Source organism: Roseobacter sp. HKCC-CH-9208 (assembly GCF_037805125.1).
Taxonomy (GTDB): domain Bacteria; phylum Pseudomonadota; class Alphaproteobacteria; order Rhodobacterales; family Rhodobacteraceae; genus M30B80.
In genome coordinates this window covers 2,321,308-2,338,386 of record NZ_JBBLYK010000001.1, presented here as the reverse complement: position 1 = coordinate 2,338,386, position 17,079 = coordinate 2,321,308, and the positions used below count along the sequence as shown (strand labels likewise).

At 56.9% G+C, this 17,079-nt stretch carries 14 protein-coding genes; 4 read left to right on the top strand and 10 right to left on the bottom strand.

Annotated elements, in window-relative coordinates:
* Positions 1 to 4: 4 nt before the first annotated feature.
* From AAC621_RS11805 to AAC621_RS11775, 7 genes are all read right to left on the bottom strand, one after another.
* Positions 5 to 1,240: a DVUA0089 family protein gene (locus tag AAC621_RS11805; RefSeq protein ID WP_340256011.1), complete on the bottom strand. Its 1,236-nt coding sequence runs from the start codon at positions 1,238 to 1,240 to the stop codon at positions 5 to 7.
* Positions 1,241 to 1,329: 89 nt separating this feature from the next.
* Complete coding sequence (uvrA, locus tag AAC621_RS11800) at positions 1,330 to 4,197, bottom strand: excinuclease ABC subunit UvrA (protein ID WP_340256008.1); 2,868 nt, start codon at positions 4,195 to 4,197, stop codon at positions 1,330 to 1,332.
* Between the two features lie 192 nt (positions 4,198 to 4,389).
* Positions 4,390 to 5,784, bottom strand: coding sequence for a dihydrolipoyl dehydrogenase (gene lpdA, locus AAC621_RS11795; protein WP_340256005.1), 1,395 nt, complete (start codon positions 5,782 to 5,784; stop codon positions 4,390 to 4,392).
* Between the two features lie 100 nt (positions 5,785 to 5,884).
* Positions 5,885 to 6,463 (bottom strand): DUF924 family protein, encoded by a 579-nt coding sequence (locus AAC621_RS11790; protein ID WP_340256002.1) that lies wholly within the window; start codon positions 6,461 to 6,463, stop codon positions 5,885 to 5,887.
* Between the two features lie 45 nt (positions 6,464 to 6,508).
* Positions 6,509 to 7,789 (bottom strand): MFS transporter, encoded by a 1,281-nt coding sequence (locus AAC621_RS11785; protein ID WP_340255999.1) that lies wholly within the window; start codon positions 7,787 to 7,789, stop codon positions 6,509 to 6,511.
* Positions 7,790 to 7,845: 56 nt separating this feature from the next.
* Positions 7,846 to 8,901, bottom strand: a complete 1,056-nt coding sequence (gene queA / locus AAC621_RS11780) for a tRNA preQ1(34) S-adenosylmethionine ribosyltransferase-isomerase QueA (protein WP_340255996.1) — start codon at positions 8,899 to 8,901, stop codon at positions 7,846 to 7,848.
* 43 nt (positions 8,902 to 8,944) lie between these two features.
* The gene (locus AAC621_RS11775) at positions 8,945 to 12,178 is read right to left on the bottom strand and encodes a YhdP family protein (protein WP_340256517.1); all 3,234 of its coding nucleotides are present in this window, start codon (positions 12,176 to 12,178) and stop codon (positions 8,945 to 8,947) included.
* A gap of 316 nt (positions 12,179 to 12,494) precedes the next feature.
* Between AAC621_RS11775 and AAC621_RS11770 the strand changes: the two genes are divergently transcribed.
* From AAC621_RS11770 to AAC621_RS11755, 4 genes are all read left to right on the top strand, one after another.
* A complete protein-coding gene (locus AAC621_RS11770) occupies positions 12,495 to 12,959 on the top strand; it encodes a peroxiredoxin (RefSeq protein ID WP_340255993.1) in 465 nt (154 codons plus the stop codon).
* A gap of 47 nt (positions 12,960 to 13,006) precedes the next feature.
* Positions 13,007 to 13,807 carry a ferritin-like domain-containing protein gene (locus AAC621_RS11765; protein WP_445322524.1) on the top strand — a complete coding sequence of 267 codons (801 nt, stop codon included), beginning with the start codon at positions 13,007 to 13,009 and terminating at the stop codon, positions 13,805 to 13,807.
* A gap of 200 nt (positions 13,808 to 14,007) precedes the next feature.
* On the top strand, positions 14,008 to 15,348 hold the full coding sequence (locus AAC621_RS11760; protein WP_340255987.1) for a M23 family metallopeptidase: 1,341 nt from the start codon (positions 14,008 to 14,010) through the stop codon (positions 15,346 to 15,348).
* On the top strand, positions 15,338 to 15,865 hold the full coding sequence (locus AAC621_RS11755) for a bactofilin family protein (RefSeq protein WP_340255984.1): 528 nt from the start codon (positions 15,338 to 15,340) through the stop codon (positions 15,863 to 15,865). The genes AAC621_RS11760 and AAC621_RS11755 overlap by 11 nt, the downstream gene beginning before the upstream one ends.
* 17 nt (positions 15,866 to 15,882) lie before the next feature.
* On the opposite strand, the gene AAC621_RS11750 is transcribed toward AAC621_RS11755, so the two are convergent.
* The 3 genes from AAC621_RS11750 to AAC621_RS11740 form a co-directional block, all read right to left on the bottom strand.
* A complete protein-coding gene (locus AAC621_RS11750; protein ID WP_340255981.1) occupies positions 15,883 to 16,479 on the bottom strand; it encodes a DUF2189 domain-containing protein in 597 nt (198 codons plus the stop codon).
* Positions 16,460 to 16,726 (bottom strand): hypothetical protein, encoded by a 267-nt coding sequence (locus tag AAC621_RS11745; RefSeq protein ID WP_340255978.1) that lies wholly within the window; start codon positions 16,724 to 16,726, stop codon positions 16,460 to 16,462. The genes AAC621_RS11750 and AAC621_RS11745 overlap by 20 nt, the downstream gene beginning before the upstream one ends.
* 79 nt (positions 16,727 to 16,805) lie before the next feature.
* Complete coding sequence (locus AAC621_RS11740) at positions 16,806 to 17,066, bottom strand: RpiB/LacA/LacB family sugar-phosphate isomerase (RefSeq protein WP_340256514.1); 261 nt, start codon at positions 17,064 to 17,066, stop codon at positions 16,806 to 16,808.
* Between the last annotated feature and the right edge of the window lie 13 nt (positions 17,067 to 17,079).

Below are 17,079 nucleotides of genomic sequence, written 5' to 3'. Positions count from 1 at the left end.
GCGCTTAATTGACCGCCACAAAGCGCTGGATCACCAGACGCACCATGCCTGCGCTGTTATCATATTGCCGCAAGCCCACCAAATAGCTCCCCCCGCCAAGAGGCTGCGCGATTTGGCTGTCATATCCAGACCCGCTATCGTCATTATAGGCAAGCTCACGGCCCACTGGATCGTAAAGGGCCAGAATTGGGTCAGAATTGCCCATGCCAACCGCATCAATCAGCAAAAGCCCATCCTCTGGCATAGACACGAGGAACCATTGCGCCTTGCCTGATACGCTGACATCGCGCACGAACTGCCCCGAAATTGCGCCCAAATCCGTGATAGGATAGCTGCCACCGATAGGGGGGCTGGCCTCTAGCGCCTCATACATCTGCTGCATGGCACGCATTGGGTCGTAATCGCGCAAGGTCACTGTCACAGGCGCGTTTTGATCTGACAAGGCGCGCATCGCGATACAATAGCTGCCTGCAGGCAGCGGGTCAGCCATGTCAATCTGGCTATCAAGACCCATATGGTCGTCATTTTCCGCCAAGAGCCGCCCATCTGGCCCATAGAGATAGATATAGGGATCAGCCGCACTGTTTTCGGCTTGAATGGTCACCGCCGTTGGGGCCGAAAGGCCAAAGCGATAATAGGGCGTGCTTGCCACGCTGCCTGTTTGGCTGATACCTGCGCTCAGCTCAGCTTGGCTCAAGGCCCCCGCCCCCAAAACCGTGGCGGGCGTATCCGCCGTGCAGGGCGTAACCCCTGCATAGCTGCCTGTTCCTGCATCCAAACCCATCGTCAGCGCAGGATCGCGATCACTGCGGCCAATACGCAGGTCAACCGCGCCAGCGGTGCCACTAAAATCGCGCACCGCAACGCAATAGCGCCCCGCCGCCAAGTTGATCTCACCGCGCGCAGCAAGGTTTCCGCCGCTATCGTCATCATTCAAGATCAAACGGCCCGTTTCGTCATAAAGGTCTAAAACGGGATCAACCCCACCCTGCCCCACCGCCTCAACGCGCAGATTTGCAGATTGCGATAATGTGAACAGCCCGACCACCTGGTTGCCCGCAGACAGGCCAAGACCCGTCAGATCAAAGGCCGTGCTTGATTGGCTGAGGTCAGAGGCGGCCTCGGTGCCATTGGCCCAAAGACCCATGGCCCCCATTCCCCCACAAAAATCCTGCGCAAAGGCAGGGCTGCTTGCCGCAAACAGCCCCAGTGACAGGGCGAAAGACATACGTGCCGACATTGGTTAACCCCTATTTATGCTTCATCCGTCACGCCAAGCCTAGACGCAATCAGCGCCGAACGGGGAAAAATTTGCGTGAGGGGGCAAATCTATTGCGCAGCCGTAACGCGGGCCGCGGGCAGCATCGGGGCCAAATAACGTCCCGTATGCGATGCGGCAACGCCCGCGACATCCTCGGGCGCACCTGTCGCCACGACCTGCCCCCCGCCATCACCGCCTTCGGGGCCAATGTCGATCAGCCAATCGGCGGTTTTGATCACATCAAGATTATGCTCAATCACTACAACTGAGTTGCCCTGATCAACCAATTCATGCAGCACTTCCAACAATTTGCGCACATCTTCGAAATGCAGGCCCGTGGTGGGTTCATCCAGAATATAGAGGGTGCGGCCCGTGGCGCGTTTGCTCAATTCCTTGGACAGTTTCACACGCTGCGCCTCGCCACCCGACAAGGTGGTCGCTTGCTGGCCCACCTTGATATAGCCGAGCCCCACGCGCATCAGCGCGTCCATCTTCTCGCGAATGGATGGCACCGCTTTGAAAAACTCCTGCGCGTCTTCGACAGTCATGTCCAATACATCGGCAATGCTTTTACCTTTGAACGTCACCTCAAGGGTTTCGCGGTTATAGCGCTTTCCTTTGCAGGTTTCACATTCCACATAAACATCGGGCAAGAAATGCATCTCGATCTTGATGACCCCATCGCCTTGGCAGGCCTCGCAGCGACCGCCTTTGACGTTAAAGCTGAACCTCCCAGGCTTGTAGCCGCGCGCCTTGGCCTCGGGCAGGCCTGCAAACCAATCACGGATTGGGGTAAAGGCGCCTGTATAGGTCGCAGGGTTCGAGCGGGGCGTGCGCCCAATTGGGCGTTGGTCAATATCGATCACCTTATCGAGATGCTCTAGCCCTTTGATCGTCTCGCAAGGCGCAGGTGTCTGGCGCGCCCCATTCAGCCGCGCTGAGGCTGTTTTGAACAGGGTTTCAATCGTCAGGGTGGATTTGCCCCCCCCCGAAACACCCGTGACGCAGACAAATTTCCCGAGCGGGAAATCCACTGTCACCCCCTGCAGGTTGTTGCCTGTCGCATTGACCACGGTAACGGACTTGCCGCCCTTTTTGCCCTTGCGACGCTCTTGGGGCACAGCAATCTCGCGGCTGCCCGACAGATATTGCCCCGTGATTGAGGCGGGGTTTTCCATGATCTCACGCGGCGTGCCAGAGGCCACAACTTGGCCGCCATGCACCCCTGCACCTGGGCCAATATCCAGAACGTAATCCGCCTCGCGAATGGCTTCCTCGTCATGCTCAACAACGATGACGGTATTGCCCTGATCGCGCAGATTTTTTAGCGTATCCAGAAGGCGGGAATTGTCGCGCTGATGCAAACCAATTGAGGGTTCATCAAGAACATAAAGCACCCCCGTGAGGCCAGAGCCGATCTGGCTGGCCAAACGGATGCGTTGGCTTTCACCACCTGACAAGGTGCCTGCATTGCGTGACAGCGTCAGGTAATCCAACCCCACATTGTTCAAAAACCCGAGGCGTTCGCGGATCTCTTTCAGGATCGCGCGGGCGATTTCATTTTTTTGCGCACTCAAGGCCGCTGGCACAGTGTCGATCCAATCATAGGCCTGACGGATGGACATTTGCACCACCTCGCCCACATGAAGGCCCCCGATTTTCACCGCTAATGCCTCAGCCCGCAGGCGGTGTCCCCCACAAGCACCACAGGGGCGATTGTTCTGATAGCGTTCAAATTCTTCGCGGATCCACGCGCTATCGGTTTCGCGATACCGGCGTTCCATATTGGGGATCACCCCCTCAAACATACGAGAAACCTGATAAACCCGCCCGCCCTCGTCATACCGAAAGGCGATTTCTTCCTCGCCAGAGCCACGCAAGAACACATCTTGCACCGCCTGAGGCAGGTCTTTCCATTGCGCCTTAGGATCAAAGCCGTAGTGACGGGCAATTGCCTCGATAGTTTGCAGGAAATAGGGTGATTTCCCCTTGCGCCATGGCGCAATGGCCCCATCGGCTAGGCTAAGCGTGACATCAGGCACCATCAGCCGTTCATCAAAAAATAGCTCATGCCCCAACCCATCACAAGACGGGCACGCCCCAAAGGGCGCGTTGAAAGAGAACAAGCGCGGCTCAATTTCGGGAATGGTAAAGCCTGAGACAGGACAGGCGAAATTCTCGGAAAACGTAATCCGCTCGGGATCGCCGTCCTTTGGTGCAGTCTCCAGAATGGCAATCCCATCGGCCAGATCAAGCGCCGTGCGCAAACTATCGGCCAGACGCGTTTCACTGCCCGCACGCACCACAATGCGATCCACCACAACGTCAATATCGTGGCGAAATTTCTTGTCCAAGCTTGGCGGGGTTTCTAATTCGTAAAACGCCCCATCTACCTTGACCCTTTGAAACCCCTGCTTGCGCAGCTCCAGCATTTCTTTGCGATATTCGCCTTTGCGGTCGCGCACAATCGGGGCCAACAGATAGGCGCGGGTTCCCTCCTCCATGCCCATAATGCGGTCGACCATGTCCTGAACCTGCTGCGCCTCAATGGGCAGACCTGTTGCGGGGCTATAGGGCGTGCCCACGCGCGCAAACAACAAGCGCATATAATCGTAAATTTCGGTCACGGTTCCCACGGTCGAGCGCGGGTTTTTCGAGGTGGTTTTCTGCTCAATGGAAATCGCGGGCGACAGCCCCGAGATATGATCCATGTCGGGCTTTTGCATCATGTCAAGGAATTGCCGCGCATAGGCGCTGAGGCTTTCAACATAGCGGCGCTGCCCTTCGGCATAGATCGTGTCAAAGGCCAATGACGATTTTCCTGATCCCGATAGGCCCGTGATCACGGTCAGTTGGTCGCGGGGAATATCGACATCGATATTCTTCAAATTATGCTCGCGTGCGCCGCGCACTTCGATTTTCTTTAATTCCACCATCTGACCGCCCGATCCTATATTGATGCACCACAAGCTAGGGCGATCCTGTGCCTGCGCCAGTGCCACAAAGCAAGGGGCAGGATGGCGAGAACAAAACCAAAACGCGCAAACCTGTCAAGCATGGCGCTCGAACAGAAAAAAGGGCAAGGTTGCCCCTGCCCCAATAACCCAGACACCTAAGACGCAGGCCCTCTAGATATGGATCGCCCGCCCATAGGCATCAAGAACCGCCTCATGCATCATCTCTGACAAGGTTGGATGCGGGAAAACGGTCTCCATCAGGTCTTCTTCAGTGGTTTCCAGCTTGCGCCCCACCACATAACCTTGGATCAGTTCGGTCACTTCCGCGCCCACCATATGCGCGCCCAAAAGCTCGCCCGTTTTGGCATCAAACACGGTTTTGATCAGCCCTTCAGGCTCGCCCAAGGCGATGGCCTTGCCATTGCCAATAAAGGGGAAGCGGCCCACTTTTACGGCATAGCCTGCGGCTTTTGCCTTTTCTTCGGTCAAACCGACCGAGGCGATTTGCGGGTGGCAATAGGTGCAGCCTGCAATGCTTTCAGGTTTCACCGCGTGAACCTTGCGCCCTGCAATCATCTCGGCGACCATCACGCCTTCATGGCTGGCCTTATGTGCAAGCCACGGCGCGCCTGCAACATCGCCAATCGCGTAAAGCCCGTCCACGCCCGTGCGGCAATATTCATCCGTCACAACATGGGTGCGGTCTATTTTGACCCCAAGCCCCTCTAGGCCCAAGCCCTCAACATTGCCGACAATACCAACGGCAGAAATGACTGTGTCGAATTCTTGCGTCTCAACCTTGCCGCCCATTTCGATATGCGCTGTGACCTTATCAGCCGCGCGATCCAGTTTCTTGACCACGGCCTTTTGCAGAATTTTCATCCCCTGCTTTTCAAAGGCCTTTTTGGCAAAGGCGGAAATCTCGGCATCTTCCACGGGCAGGATGCGATCCATCACCTCAACAACTGTCGTCTCAGCGCCCAGCGTGTTGTAGAAACTTGCAAATTCAATCCCAATCGCGCCAGACCCAATGACAAGCAATTTCTTAGGCATATGCGGCGGGGTCAGTGCCGATTTATAGGCCCATACGCGCTTGCCATCCGCCTCTAGGCCCGGCAGTTCGCGGGCACGGGCGCCTGTGGCCAGAATGATATGTTTGGCGGTCAGGGTTTTCACGCCATCCTCCGCCTTCACCTCTACCTTGCCTTTCGCGGGAATTGTGGCCGCGCCCATCACGACTGTGACCTTGTTCTTCTTCATCAAATGGCCCACGCCCGAATTCAGTTGTTTGGCCACATTGCGCGAGCGTTTCACGACCGCATCCAAATCATAGGAAATCCCATCCGCAGACAGACCGAATTCCTTAGCGCGGTGCATCAAGTGGAAAACTTCGGACGAGCGCAGCATGGCCTTGGTTGGGATACAGCCCCAATTGAGACAAATCCCGCCCATATGTTCCCGCTCGACAATCGCAACTTTCAGCCCCAATTGGCTGGCGCGGATCGCGGCCACATAGCCCCCAGGGCCTGCACCGATGACGATTACATCGAAATCTTGGTTGGACATGGCAGTTCTCCTGCAATTCGGGCCACGCAGGGGTGGCGAGATTCGGAATTGTTCAACGTTAAACTATCTCTAAACCATCTCTGATCGCGCTGCAATCTATCTAAGATTCCTGCAGGCTGCGCAGCACAGAACCATAACCGCCCGCGCCTAGAAACGCCTGTTCTTCTGCGGTCATATCCCGCCCCAAATCCGCGTTTCGATAGGGAAAACGGCCAAATCGGCGGATAATTTCAGCATGGGCGCGGGCATGGATCACATTGCCCTGCCCCGTCTGCGGCATCCGCGTTTCGATCATCTCAATCGCGCGGGTTTGATCTGCCAAATCCTCGGAATGCATGAAGGGCAGGTAGAAAAACTGACGTTCAGGCTCTGGGATGCTCAGATCATGGGCCATCTCTAGCGCGTCCTTGGCCAATCCCAAAACCTTTGCATCGGTGGCAAAGGCCCGCGGGTCGGCGCGAAACATATTGCGCGGGAATTGATCCAACAGGATCATCAGCGCCAAGGCAGTCGGCGCGGCATTGATCCAATGATCCATCGCGCCTGCTGCCGCCCCCTGCCATGCCGTGCCAAAACGGGCGCGAATTTCAGCGTCAAAATCATCGTCGCGGCGATACCACGCCTCAGGCCCTGCCCCGATCCAGAACTCTGTGATCTCTTGCGCCAGTGGTTCTGCCATCCGATCTTCTCCCTTTAGACCATTGCCAAAGAGAGACTGCCACGATCACGCAGCAGGAGGAAGCGTTCCTTGCGCGTCATCGCCATCATCGGAGGCCGCATCCGCGAAAACCTCTTGCGCCAAGCCCACCACAACGGGCGAGGCTGAGGGCAAAACAGGCGCATAGCTGCCCGTATCTTCCACTGTGGGTGCAGGGCGCACCGTCATACGATAGGCCGCATAAAGCGCCAAAACCGTGACCAAGCCGCCGATGAAATAGAAATACCCCAAGGGGCCAATGGCCTGCATCATGCCGCCCACGACAATCGGGCCGAAAATCGCCCCGACCCCGTTCACAAACAACAGACGCCCCCCTGCTGCGGGCATTTGTTCAACCTCAAGAAAGTCGTTCACATAGGCAATCAACAACGCATAAAGCGGGTTGGCCATGCCGCCTATGAAGAAGGCCGAAATCACCAAGATCGAAAAGATGCCAGAACTGAGCGCGCCCAACAGGCCCGCTGCGCCACAAATGGCCGCCAAGATCATGATCAACAGACGGCGATCCATCCGATCAGAAACCCATCCGATGGGGAATTGCAGAACCAAGCCGCCCACATAAAAGGCCGATACAAAAATGGACAATTGCGCAATTGGCAGCCCTGCCTGCGTGGCGAAAACGGCCGCCATGCCGAACATGGCCGAATAGACACCGCCCATAAGGAATGTGCCAATCACACCCAGTGGCGAGATTTTCAAGACCTCCATCAGGCTCATCGGCTTGGCGGTTTCAAATGCCGGCGTTGGGGTGACCGACAGCAAAATCGGCGCGAAACTTAGCGAAACCAGAACCGACAGCACCACAAAGAGGAAATAGTCGGACGGATCCCCAAGGTTCAGCAGCATTTGCGCGGCAACAATGCCGACCATCTGCACCACCAGATAGACTGATAAGGTTTGACCACGGGTTTCATTGGTTGCGGCATTGTTCAGCCAAGATTCCGCCGTGACATAGACGGCTGCAAAACAGGCCCCAATAATCAGGCGCAACACTGTCCATGCAATAGGATCTGTCAGCACAGGATAGAGGATCAGCACCGCCGATATGACCGAGCCTAGCGCAGCAAAGGTGCGGATATGTCCCACGCGGCGGATCATTTCTGACCCCATACGCGAACCGATAAGAAACCCCGCAAAATAGGCAGACATCACCACGGACATCTCAAAGGTTGAAAAACCCTCAATTTCGCCGCGGACACCCAAAAGCGTGCCCTGAAGGCCATTCCCGACCATCAGGAGCATGATACCCAAAAGCAAGGCCCATGAATTTCGCAACACCAATAACATGCGCGATCCTTACGCTGCGCGGCACCAAACTAATGCCGCGTTCACGCCCTATCCTGTCACGTCTGCGACCCGATTAATAGCGAAGCATCCCCATAAGAGAAAAAACGATAGTTCTGCGTGATTGCATGGTCATAGATCGTCCGAATGTGATCTGCCCCCATCAGGGCCGACACCAACATCATCAGGGTCGATTTGGGCAAGTGGAAATTGGTCATCAACCCATCGGTGATTTTAAAGCGATACCCGGGGTATATGAAAATATCGGTATCCCCCTCAAAGGGGCGCATCTCGCCAGTTTCGCTTACCGCAGTTTCAATCAAACGCAATGCTGTTGTGCCCACGGGGATAATCCGCCCGCCTGCGGCGCGGGTGGCGTTGATTTCATCCGCCGCGCTTTGCGAAACCTCGCCCCATTCGGCATGCATTTTATGGGTGGTGACATCTTCCATCGTCACGGGCAGAAACGTGCCTGCACCAACGTGCAAGGTGACAAAGCTGAACCTCACCCCACGGGCGCGCAAATCTGCCATCAGCCCCTCGTCAAAATGCAGGCTTGCGGTTGGGGCGGCCACCGCCCCTTGGCGCTTGGCCCAAATGGTTTGGTAATCTTCCCGATCTTGGGCATCGGAGGGGCGCTTGGCCTCAATATAGGGCGGCAGGGGCATCGCGCCTGCGGCGTTCAACGCCGCATCAAAATCATCCCCCCCAAGGTTGAAGCGCAGACGCAGCCCCCCTTCAAGGCTTGCCACCTCAGCGTGAAAATCGGGGGTGAACTCCACCACCTCCCCCAAGGCCAGTTTCCGCATCGGCTTGGCAAGGGCCGACCATGTGCCATCGGCCTGTGGCTCGAGAAGGGTCACCTCAATCTTTGCGCTCACGCGGCCTTGTGCGCTGTCGCGCCACCTTTGGCCACGCAGACGGGCGGGAATGACGCGGGTGTCGTTCAGGATCAACCGATCCCCCTTGCGCAAGAATTGCGGCAGATCGCGCACAATCGCATCGGTGATCTGCCCGCCTTGCGCATATAACAGCCGCGCCGAAGAGCGCGGCTTTGCCGGACGGGTCGCAATAAGGGTTTCGGGAAGGTGAAAATCGAAATCATCAAGACGCATCGTAAACCTGACAGAAACGGGCCATCGCAAAGAAACGGGCGGATTATTGGGAATTTGTGTCAAGCTGCGGGCGCATCAAGTCGCGCAGAATGCCTGGCACAAGTATGGAGAGCGGATTGACCCGCACCTGCGGCGTATCGGGCGGGCCGTTCAGAGTAAAATTAAATCCAAACAACCCTTCATCGCGCCTTGCAAACAGCCGCCCGACAACGCCGTTGAGCGCATAAATCGGCGTCAGCACACCGCGAAAGTCCAAGTTCCGCGCAGATGTATTATAGACCCCATCCATGCTGATCCCCAAAGACGGGCCAATAGCGGCGCCTTGATGCACAGTGATCTTTGACGGATCGAGCGTGAAGCGCGCATTTACCTCGCCCATATTAATCCCGTCCCCCGACAGTTGTTCAATCAATCCAATCACGGAGACGGCGTTGAGCAATTCGGCCATAACGGGCGCATCGCGCAGCCTGGGGTTGGTGATTTGCAACTGGCCCTCATAGCTGCGCGCGCCAGTCGCGCCCTGCAATTGCAAGGTCAGCGCGCCACCATAGAGGTTGCGCATGATGCCCGCGCTGCGCATGGCGGCCCCGCCATCATCAGCCTGAAGGCGAATATCAATGCCCCCGCCCTCAAGCGGGGCAATCGCGCCCTCTATCGGAACGGCGCCGTTAAGATTGCCGCGAAACGCCCCTGCCAACCCGCCACCGCCAGAACTGAGATCCGCGCGCAGATCGCTGAGGGCAATTGTGGCGCCAATGCGCAGCTCGTCCAAATTGACAGACAGGGGGGCGCGTGCCGTTTGCGCCTGTGCGCCGCCCTGCGGCAGGCCCCGCAAATCCAACCGCCCCGAAGCAATCCTAAGTGCAGGTGCCAGACCCTCGCCACGCGGCGTCAGCGTGCCTGTCACATCTAGCCAGTCATCAATGGTAAAGCCTTCTATGCGCAACAGCTCAAGACGGCCTTCGGGGCCGAGGTCCCCCGAACCCTGTGCAGATAGGCCCGCCCCTGATAGGCGGAATGCGCGTAGGCTTGGGTCAGGCCCAAGGATCAGGGTGACGTCTAAATCCCCCGCTGCCTCTGCGGGTTTCGTCCACCCCAACGCGGTAAGGGACAGCCCAACGCCCTCAAGCGGTGATGTGAGACGCAATTCTGGGGCCGCACCGCGCCCTGCAAGATCAAGCCGCAAATCCAGTGCTGCATCGCCCTGCACCATGCCATCAGGCAAAATGACACCAAAGGCCGCAAGGGTTTCAGGGCTCAATCGCGCCTGCCCTTCGACATAAGATTGCGGGGCATCACGGTTAAGATCAGGCCGAACCCAACGGCCTGTGAGGGGCTGACCTGACATTGTGGCAGCGCCAGAAATCATCACACCTGCCTCGGAGGTAATCGCCAAATCAAGCGCCTCTGCACGCAGATCGCGATTGGGAACCAGTGTGTCTGAGCGCACATCTATCAGACGGCCCGTGATATCGAGGCTCATCTCACCAATGGGTTGGCGTTGCACCAAATTCAGACCGATCTGACCCGACAACTCTGCCTGACCTGTGGCGAATGTGGCAGGGTCAAGGCGCCCGCCTTCGGGAAATAGGTTTAGGGGCGGCCCTGCAAATAGGGTCAAAAGATCAGGGATTTCTCCAGACACATCCAAATCAAGGGTGGCAGCAGGGCCGCGCATTGCCACATTGGGCACAGTGAACCTGCCTTGATGCATCACGATATCTTGGCCCGTTGGCGCGCGCATCCGACCATCTTGCGCCACAATGGTCAGCCGCGCCCCCTCTAGACGCAGTTGGCCCTGCAGATCCCGCAAAGGCGGCATATCGCGAATGGGGCTAAGCGCGAGCGCGCTAAAATCAAACCCCAAGGCCGCCTGCGCACGGGCATCTTGCGGGGCCTTGCGTAGGGTCAGCATGAGGTTCTGCGCCTGCCCTTCGTGCAGATTGCGATCAATCCAGTCACGCGTTTTAGAGACAAACTCATTTGGCCAATAAATCAGGGCATCGCGCAGCACCATTTGCGCAATACTCCCATCAATTGCCAGTTCCGTGCCATCAGAGCGCGCCACCCCATAGCCTGAAAGGGTCAGCTCAAACGCATCCGTGCGGATCAAAACACGATCAAGATCGAGGCGCGGCTCCTCCCCCAAACTGATCCGAAACTCAGACCGCCCTTGCGAAAACAGCAAGGGTGCCTCGAACATCGCATTGGGGTTCACCAATAGATCATTTAGATCAAGCGTGGCGTCAATTTGCATGCCATCGGGCGAAATCAGCGCATCACCCGTCGCGGTAAAATCTAGGTCGCGCGCATCAACCAACAGCTCATCCAGCGCCGCGCGCCCTGTGGCGGCCTCATACCGAAATCGCGCTGAGATCTCACTAAAGCTTAGGGGGCGCTCTGCGCCCTCAAGGGCCAATTCCCCTGGCCCCAAATCAAGGCGGGCTTCAAGATCACCAACGCCTTCGGCATCGCGCAATTTCGTGCTGAGACTGCCCGACAATGGCGCAGAGATCAGATCAAGCCACCGGAAGGCAGGCGATGCAACAGAAAGGTTATTTGCAGGTATCCCTTGGAATTGGAGGCGTAATTCGGTCTCACGCGCGGCATCGGTGCGGGTCGCCACAAAGGAAAGACGCCCCGCCTGATCTGCCGCCCCCTCCGCGTGGGCCTCTAGACCTGCGGTAACCGCCAAAACCAAATCTTGGCCCTGACGGGCCAGACGCATTTGCCCGTTTTCAATAGATAAGGCCCGTCCTGTGGTGGCATCGCGCAGAGAAATCGTAATCTCGAGGCCAATGGCCTCTTGAAAATTGGCAAAACGCGGATCGGCAAACATTCTGTCAAAGGCGGCCATGGTTTGGGCCAAATCAGCGCGCACGGCGTCTTGATTGGCTGTGAAAGCCAAATCGATACCACCAGTTGCGTCCCGTTCAAGCAAGAGACTGGCACCGCGCATTTCGGCGCGGATGGGGGATATTTGCCCCATCAGCAAGGCGCCTGCATCGAAGGCAAAGCCAAGCTGCGGAAACGCCGCACGCAGGCCAGTTTCGTCGCGCACCGTGACATCGGTGATGACCAAAAGGGCTTGGCGCCCCGTCTCATCAAGGGCAATGGACATATCTGCAATGCTTAACTCATCGCGCACCATACCCGCCTGCATTTGCGCAATAATACGCGCCTGCCATGCGGTAGGCAGCGAAACGGGGCCCTGAGACAGTCGCAGGTAAAACCCACCAAGCACCGCTGAAATGGTCACAAACAGGCCCAAGACCACAGCCAAGACCCACCGCCCTCTGCGCGATTTGGCAGGCTGTGGTTTAGGTTTGGACTCGGCGTTTTCTTTGGAGGTCACGGGAAGCGGTCAATCTATAATCTGTCTGGTCACGAGGTTGGTCACGGGGCTGTTTACGGGTCGGGCGCGGAACAAAGAGAGGGGCGATTTCGGATGCCGCCCTTTATCTTTGCTGTAAATCCCCTAGCTTGCAATCACACATAACAAAACCCTGCAACTGGCCCCGCGCAAATATTCGCCGCACTGGATCACGATGTGGCGAGTTTCCGCGCAAAAGAATGAATAAAGGATGAAGCCCATGCTTGAGATCGGCAGCCCCGCCCCAGATTTCACCCTTCCCCGCGATGGCGGTGGCGAAGTGACGCTATCTGCTCAAAAGCCCAAGAAAGTGGTTCTCTATTTCTATCCCAAAGATGACACATCAGGCTGCACCAAAGAGGCGCAGGGCTTCACCGAAGCGGCAGACGCCTTTGCTGCGGCAGGCACCGTGGTGATTGGTGTCTCCAAAGATAGCGTGGCCAAACACGATAAATTCATCGCCAAATATGATCTTGGGGTGGTCCTTGCCTCGGATGAAACCAGCGATGTCTGCGAACGCTATGGCGCATGGGTGGAGAAATCCATGTATGGCAAGAAGTACATGGGCATCGAACGCTGCACCTATCTTATTGATAGCGATGGGAAAATTTTCCAGATTTGGCGCAAGGTGAAGGTGCCAGGCCATATTGATGCGGTGCTGGACGCGGTGAAATCCTTGGGCTAATTCACCGCCCCATGAGTGATTTACAAATACCCGAGACATTGGCCGAAATGGCGGTGGCGGTTTTGACCACCGCCAATGCAAAGGAGAAATGCGCACTTTCGCGCATTTGTGCCAAGAAATGGTTTGCGGCGCGGGCAGCAGGCACGCCCTTGCCCCTTGGCCGCGCCACACCGCCCGATCAACCCGCGCGCCCTGCACAACCCGCATTGCTTGATCCGCGCGAGGTGCCAAAACGCAAACCTGGCACAGCCGAGGGTCGGATCGCTATTTTGCACGCGGTGGCGCATATCGAACTTAATGCGGTGGATTTACATTGGGACATTATCCCCCGCTTTGCCGAGACGCCCATGCCCATCGGGTTTTACGATGATTGGGTCAAATCGGCCGATGAAGAATCCAAGCATTTCAACCTATTGTCAGATTGCCTTGAACAAATGAGCAGTCATTATGGCGCGCTTGCCGCACATGCGGGGATGTGGCGCGCCGCCGAAGATACGGCCACTGATTTGATGGGCCGCTTGGCGGTGGTGCCGATGGTTCTCGAGGCACGCGGCCTTGATGTCACGCCCTCCATGATCGAGATTTTCAAACGCCCGCAAAATGACCCTGCCGCCAGTGCAGCGGTCGATGCGCTAAACGTGATCTATGCCGAAGAGGTGCATCACGTGGCCTATGGTAGCAAATGGTTTCATTTCCTCTGTGGCCGCGAAAACCTTGATCCAAAGGATGCGTTTCACGAACTGGTGCAACGCTATTTCCACGGCGCATTGAAGCCACCCTTTAACGAAGAAAAGCGCGCCGAAGCGGGCCTTCCACCCGATTTTTACTGGCCTCTCTCTGAACGCTAGGCCATCTATCGGCGAAAACTCGCCCAAATTGCGGGGATGACCTCAATTTCCCGTCTAAATGGCGCAAAAAATATTGAGCCGCACCGCTCAATGTCCTATCCAATCCTCGCGCCCCCCAATTTGGTCTGGGGACGCTGTGATGGGGTGATGACGAGAGGCGCAGAGCAAAGCGCCCGAACGACAAAACAGGGGACTTGGCATTGAAATCGCGATTGATTGAGCGCGCAAACCACGCATTGGATCGGCATTTGCCTGAAAAACGGCTGTTTCTGAAATCCGATACAAGCACGCGCTTTGTGCGCCTGAGGCCCCTGACGCAGGCCGCAATCATTGCCACGACAGGGCTTCTGGTCACATGGACGGCGATTGTTTCAGCGGTGTTTTTCATCGATGCCATCAATGCAGGGTCTAATCGCGATCAGGTCGCGCGCGCCTCGCAGGCCTATCAAGATCGCCTCAATGCAATGTCCAGCGAACGCGACAGCCGCGCCCTTGAGGCACAAGCCGCCCATGAACGATTTGGCGTTGCGATGGCCCAAGTCTCTGCCATGCAATCGCAGCTTCTGGCATCAGAAGAACGCCGCCGCGAATTGGAAACCGCGGTCAACGTGATCCAAAGCACCTTGCGCCGCACCATCAGTGAACGCGATGACGCGCTTGAAGAGGTGGCACAATTGACCGCCGAGATGACCGATGAGAATGGCAGCCTGCAATCCGCCGCAAGCCGTCAACGAGATCTAGAGCAGGTTTTGGCGCTATTGACCGAGGCGCTGCAAGAAACAGCCGAAGGGCGCGATACAACCTATGATCTGATCGCCGAGGCGCGCGCGCAGATTCAAGACTTGGAATTCCAAGCTGCCCTCTCCGCCGAGCGCAATGAACGCATCTTTACTCAAATCGAAGACGCGGTCGCGATGTCGCTTGAGCCACTTGATGCGATGTTCCGTGCGGCAGGCCTGCCCACTGACAGCATTCTTGAGACGGTGCGCCGTGGCTATTCAGGCCAAGGCGGGCCTTTGACGCCAATTACCTTTTCCACCTCCAACGGCCAACCCGACCCTGTTTCGCTGCGCGCCAATGAGGTGTTGGAAGATCTCGATGCGGTGAACCTCTATCGTATTGCCGCAGAAAGCCTGCCCTTCAGCTATCCTGTGCAGGGCGCTGCGCGGCGCACCTCGGGCTATGGCTATCGCAATGATCCGATCCAAGGGGGGCGGCGGATGCATGAGGGCCAAGACTTTGCGGGCCCCGTTGGAACCCCGATTGTTGCCGCCGCAGATGGCACTGTGGTTTTCGCGGGCCGACGCGGCGCCTATGGCAGTATGATAGAAATTCGCCACGCTATGGGATATACAACACGCTACGCACATTTATCGCGTATTCGCGTGACACGGGGCGAAAGAGTGTCGCGCGGCGACAGAATTGGTGATATGGGAAATACTGGACGCTCGACCGGGTCCCATTTGCATTACGAAGTGCGCCAGAATGGCAACCCAACCAACCCGATGACCTTTATCACGGCAGGACGAAATGTTTTCTAAATCAAAAATCAACGAACCAGGACCAAAAGAAACAACAACGCCAAGCGCGGCCCCTGCCGCGTCAGCGCCAAGCGCGCCTTCGGCACCGGCGGCCCCCAGCACATCTGCTGCCCCCGCCAAGCCAAAGCCGCCTGCGTCTTTGCTGAGCTCGGATTTGGTGATTACGGGCAATCTGAAAACCTCGGGTGACATTCAAATCGAAGGCACCGTCAAGGGTGACATCCGCGCACATTCACTGACTGTTGGTGAAAGCGCACGCATTGATGGCGAGGTTCTTGCCGATGATGTGGTCGTGAACGGCTATGTCAAAGGCCGCGTTCGTGGCTTGAAAGTGCGCCTCACCTCAAGCGCGCGAGTTGAGGGCGACATCATTCATAAGACCATCGCGATTGAATCAGGTGCGCATTTTGAAGGCACGGTTCAGCGTCAAGAAGACCCGCTGTCTAGCGGTGCAAAATCGGCCCCTGCCCCAGCCGCAAAACCTGTCGCAGCCGCCGCAGAGCCAGAAAAGAAATAAGCGCAGGCGCGATTTATTTACAATGCACCCCCGCCCGCATCCGCGCGCGGGGGTTTTTCTTTGTCATCATATCGCCTCATGCACAAAGGCGCGGCGATAAATATGCCATGAGGCATGACCCAAAGCGGGCAAGACCAAAACAACCCCAACAGTGCAGGCAGCATCGCCAAAAAGGTCAGGCTTGCGATCAGCGCCCCCCAGATCAGCATCACATTCGGGTTGGCTTTGACCACCGCAATGCTTTTGAGCATGGCGGTGACAAAATCCACTTCTTTATCCAACAAAAGGGGCAGCGAAATCACCGTGAGGCAAAATAACACCAACGCAAAAACCGCACCAAAGCCTGAGCCCACCAACGGCATAATCAACCCTTCGGGCTGAAGCAGATAGGCATAGCTTGAGGTCACATTCATCAGCGCAGATGGCCCCATAAACAGGGCGAACAACATATGCGCAAAGAAAGACCAAAATAGAAAATACACGATGATCACCCATGCCATAGACGGCAATTGGCGCAATCTTTGCCGCCAGATCACGCTGAAGATATCATTGCGGCGAAAGTCCCGATCCCCAGCCTCAAGACGGCGGGAAACCTCATAAAGGCCAACCGCCAAGAAAGGCCCTATGAGGGGAAAGCCAACCGTAATCGGAATAGCCAACCACCCCATATCCAGGATCGAAAGGCTGCCATAGATCAACCAGCCCCCCCACCACATAGATATGGGCAAAGAACAGGCCCATCATCGGCTTTTGGCGAAAATCGCACCACCCTGCGCCAAATGCCGCCCAAATATCGCCCAATCCCATCTTGGCCAATGGCGGCAGGGGCGATGGCCACTCGAGCTGCACGCGGTCGTTCATATTGCGCCCTCCCTTCTTCCGTCAGGAATAGGTTAAGCCCCCGATCCACGCGCCGCCAAGGGAAATTTGGCAGACCGCGCTATCCGCCTAGCGCATCAATCGCGGCAAAATTACTGGCGCTGCGGCCATTGGGGTCAAAACTTTGTGGCAAATAGGCCTCGGCAATGGATTTCGCCAATTCTGCGCCAATCACCCGCGCGCCCATCGTGATGATCTGCGCATTATTCGACAGCGCGGCACGCTCAGCTGAATAGGTGTCATGGGTCTGTGCGGCGCGAATACCGCGCACCTTGTTTCCGGACATCGCCACGCCAATCCCCGTGCCGCAGACTATTTTCAAGCGGTCGTAAGAA

Bases quoted from the DNA above. Each gene is read 5' to 3' on its own strand.
- AAC621_RS11805 (WP_340256011.1), bottom strand. From the start codon at position 1,240: ATGTCGGCACGTATGTCTTTCGCCCTGTCACTGGGGCTGTTTGCGGCA.
- uvrA (WP_340256008.1), bottom strand. From the start codon at position 4,197: ATGGTGGAATTAAAGAAAATCGAAGTGCGCGGCGCACGCGAGCATAAT.
- lpdA (WP_340256005.1), bottom strand. From the start codon at position 5,784: ATGTCCAACCAAGATTTCGATGTAATCGTCATCGGTGCAGGCCCTGGG.
- AAC621_RS11790 (WP_340256002.1), bottom strand. From the start codon at position 6,463: ATGGCAGAACCACTGGCGCAAGAGATCACAGAGTTCTGGATCGGGGCA.
- AAC621_RS11785 (WP_340255999.1), bottom strand. From the start codon at position 7,789: ATGTTATTGGTGTTGCGAAATTCATGGGCCTTGCTTTTGGGTATCATG.
- queA (WP_340255996.1), bottom strand. From the start codon at position 8,901: ATGCGTCTTGATGATTTCGATTTTCACCTTCCCGAAACCCTTATTGCG.
- AAC621_RS11770 (WP_340255993.1), top strand. From the start codon at position 12,495: ATGCTTGAGATCGGCAGCCCCGCCCCAGATTTCACCCTTCCCCGCGAT.
- AAC621_RS11765 (WP_445322524.1), top strand. From the start codon at position 13,007: ATGGCGGTGGCGGTTTTGACCACCGCCAATGCAAAGGAGAAATGCGCA.
- AAC621_RS11755 (WP_340255984.1), top strand. From the start codon at position 15,338: ATGTTTTCTAAATCAAAAATCAACGAACCAGGACCAAAAGAAACAACA.
- AAC621_RS11745 (WP_340255978.1), bottom strand. From the start codon at position 16,726: ATGAACGACCGCGTGCAGCTCGAGTGGCCATCGCCCCTGCCGCCATTG.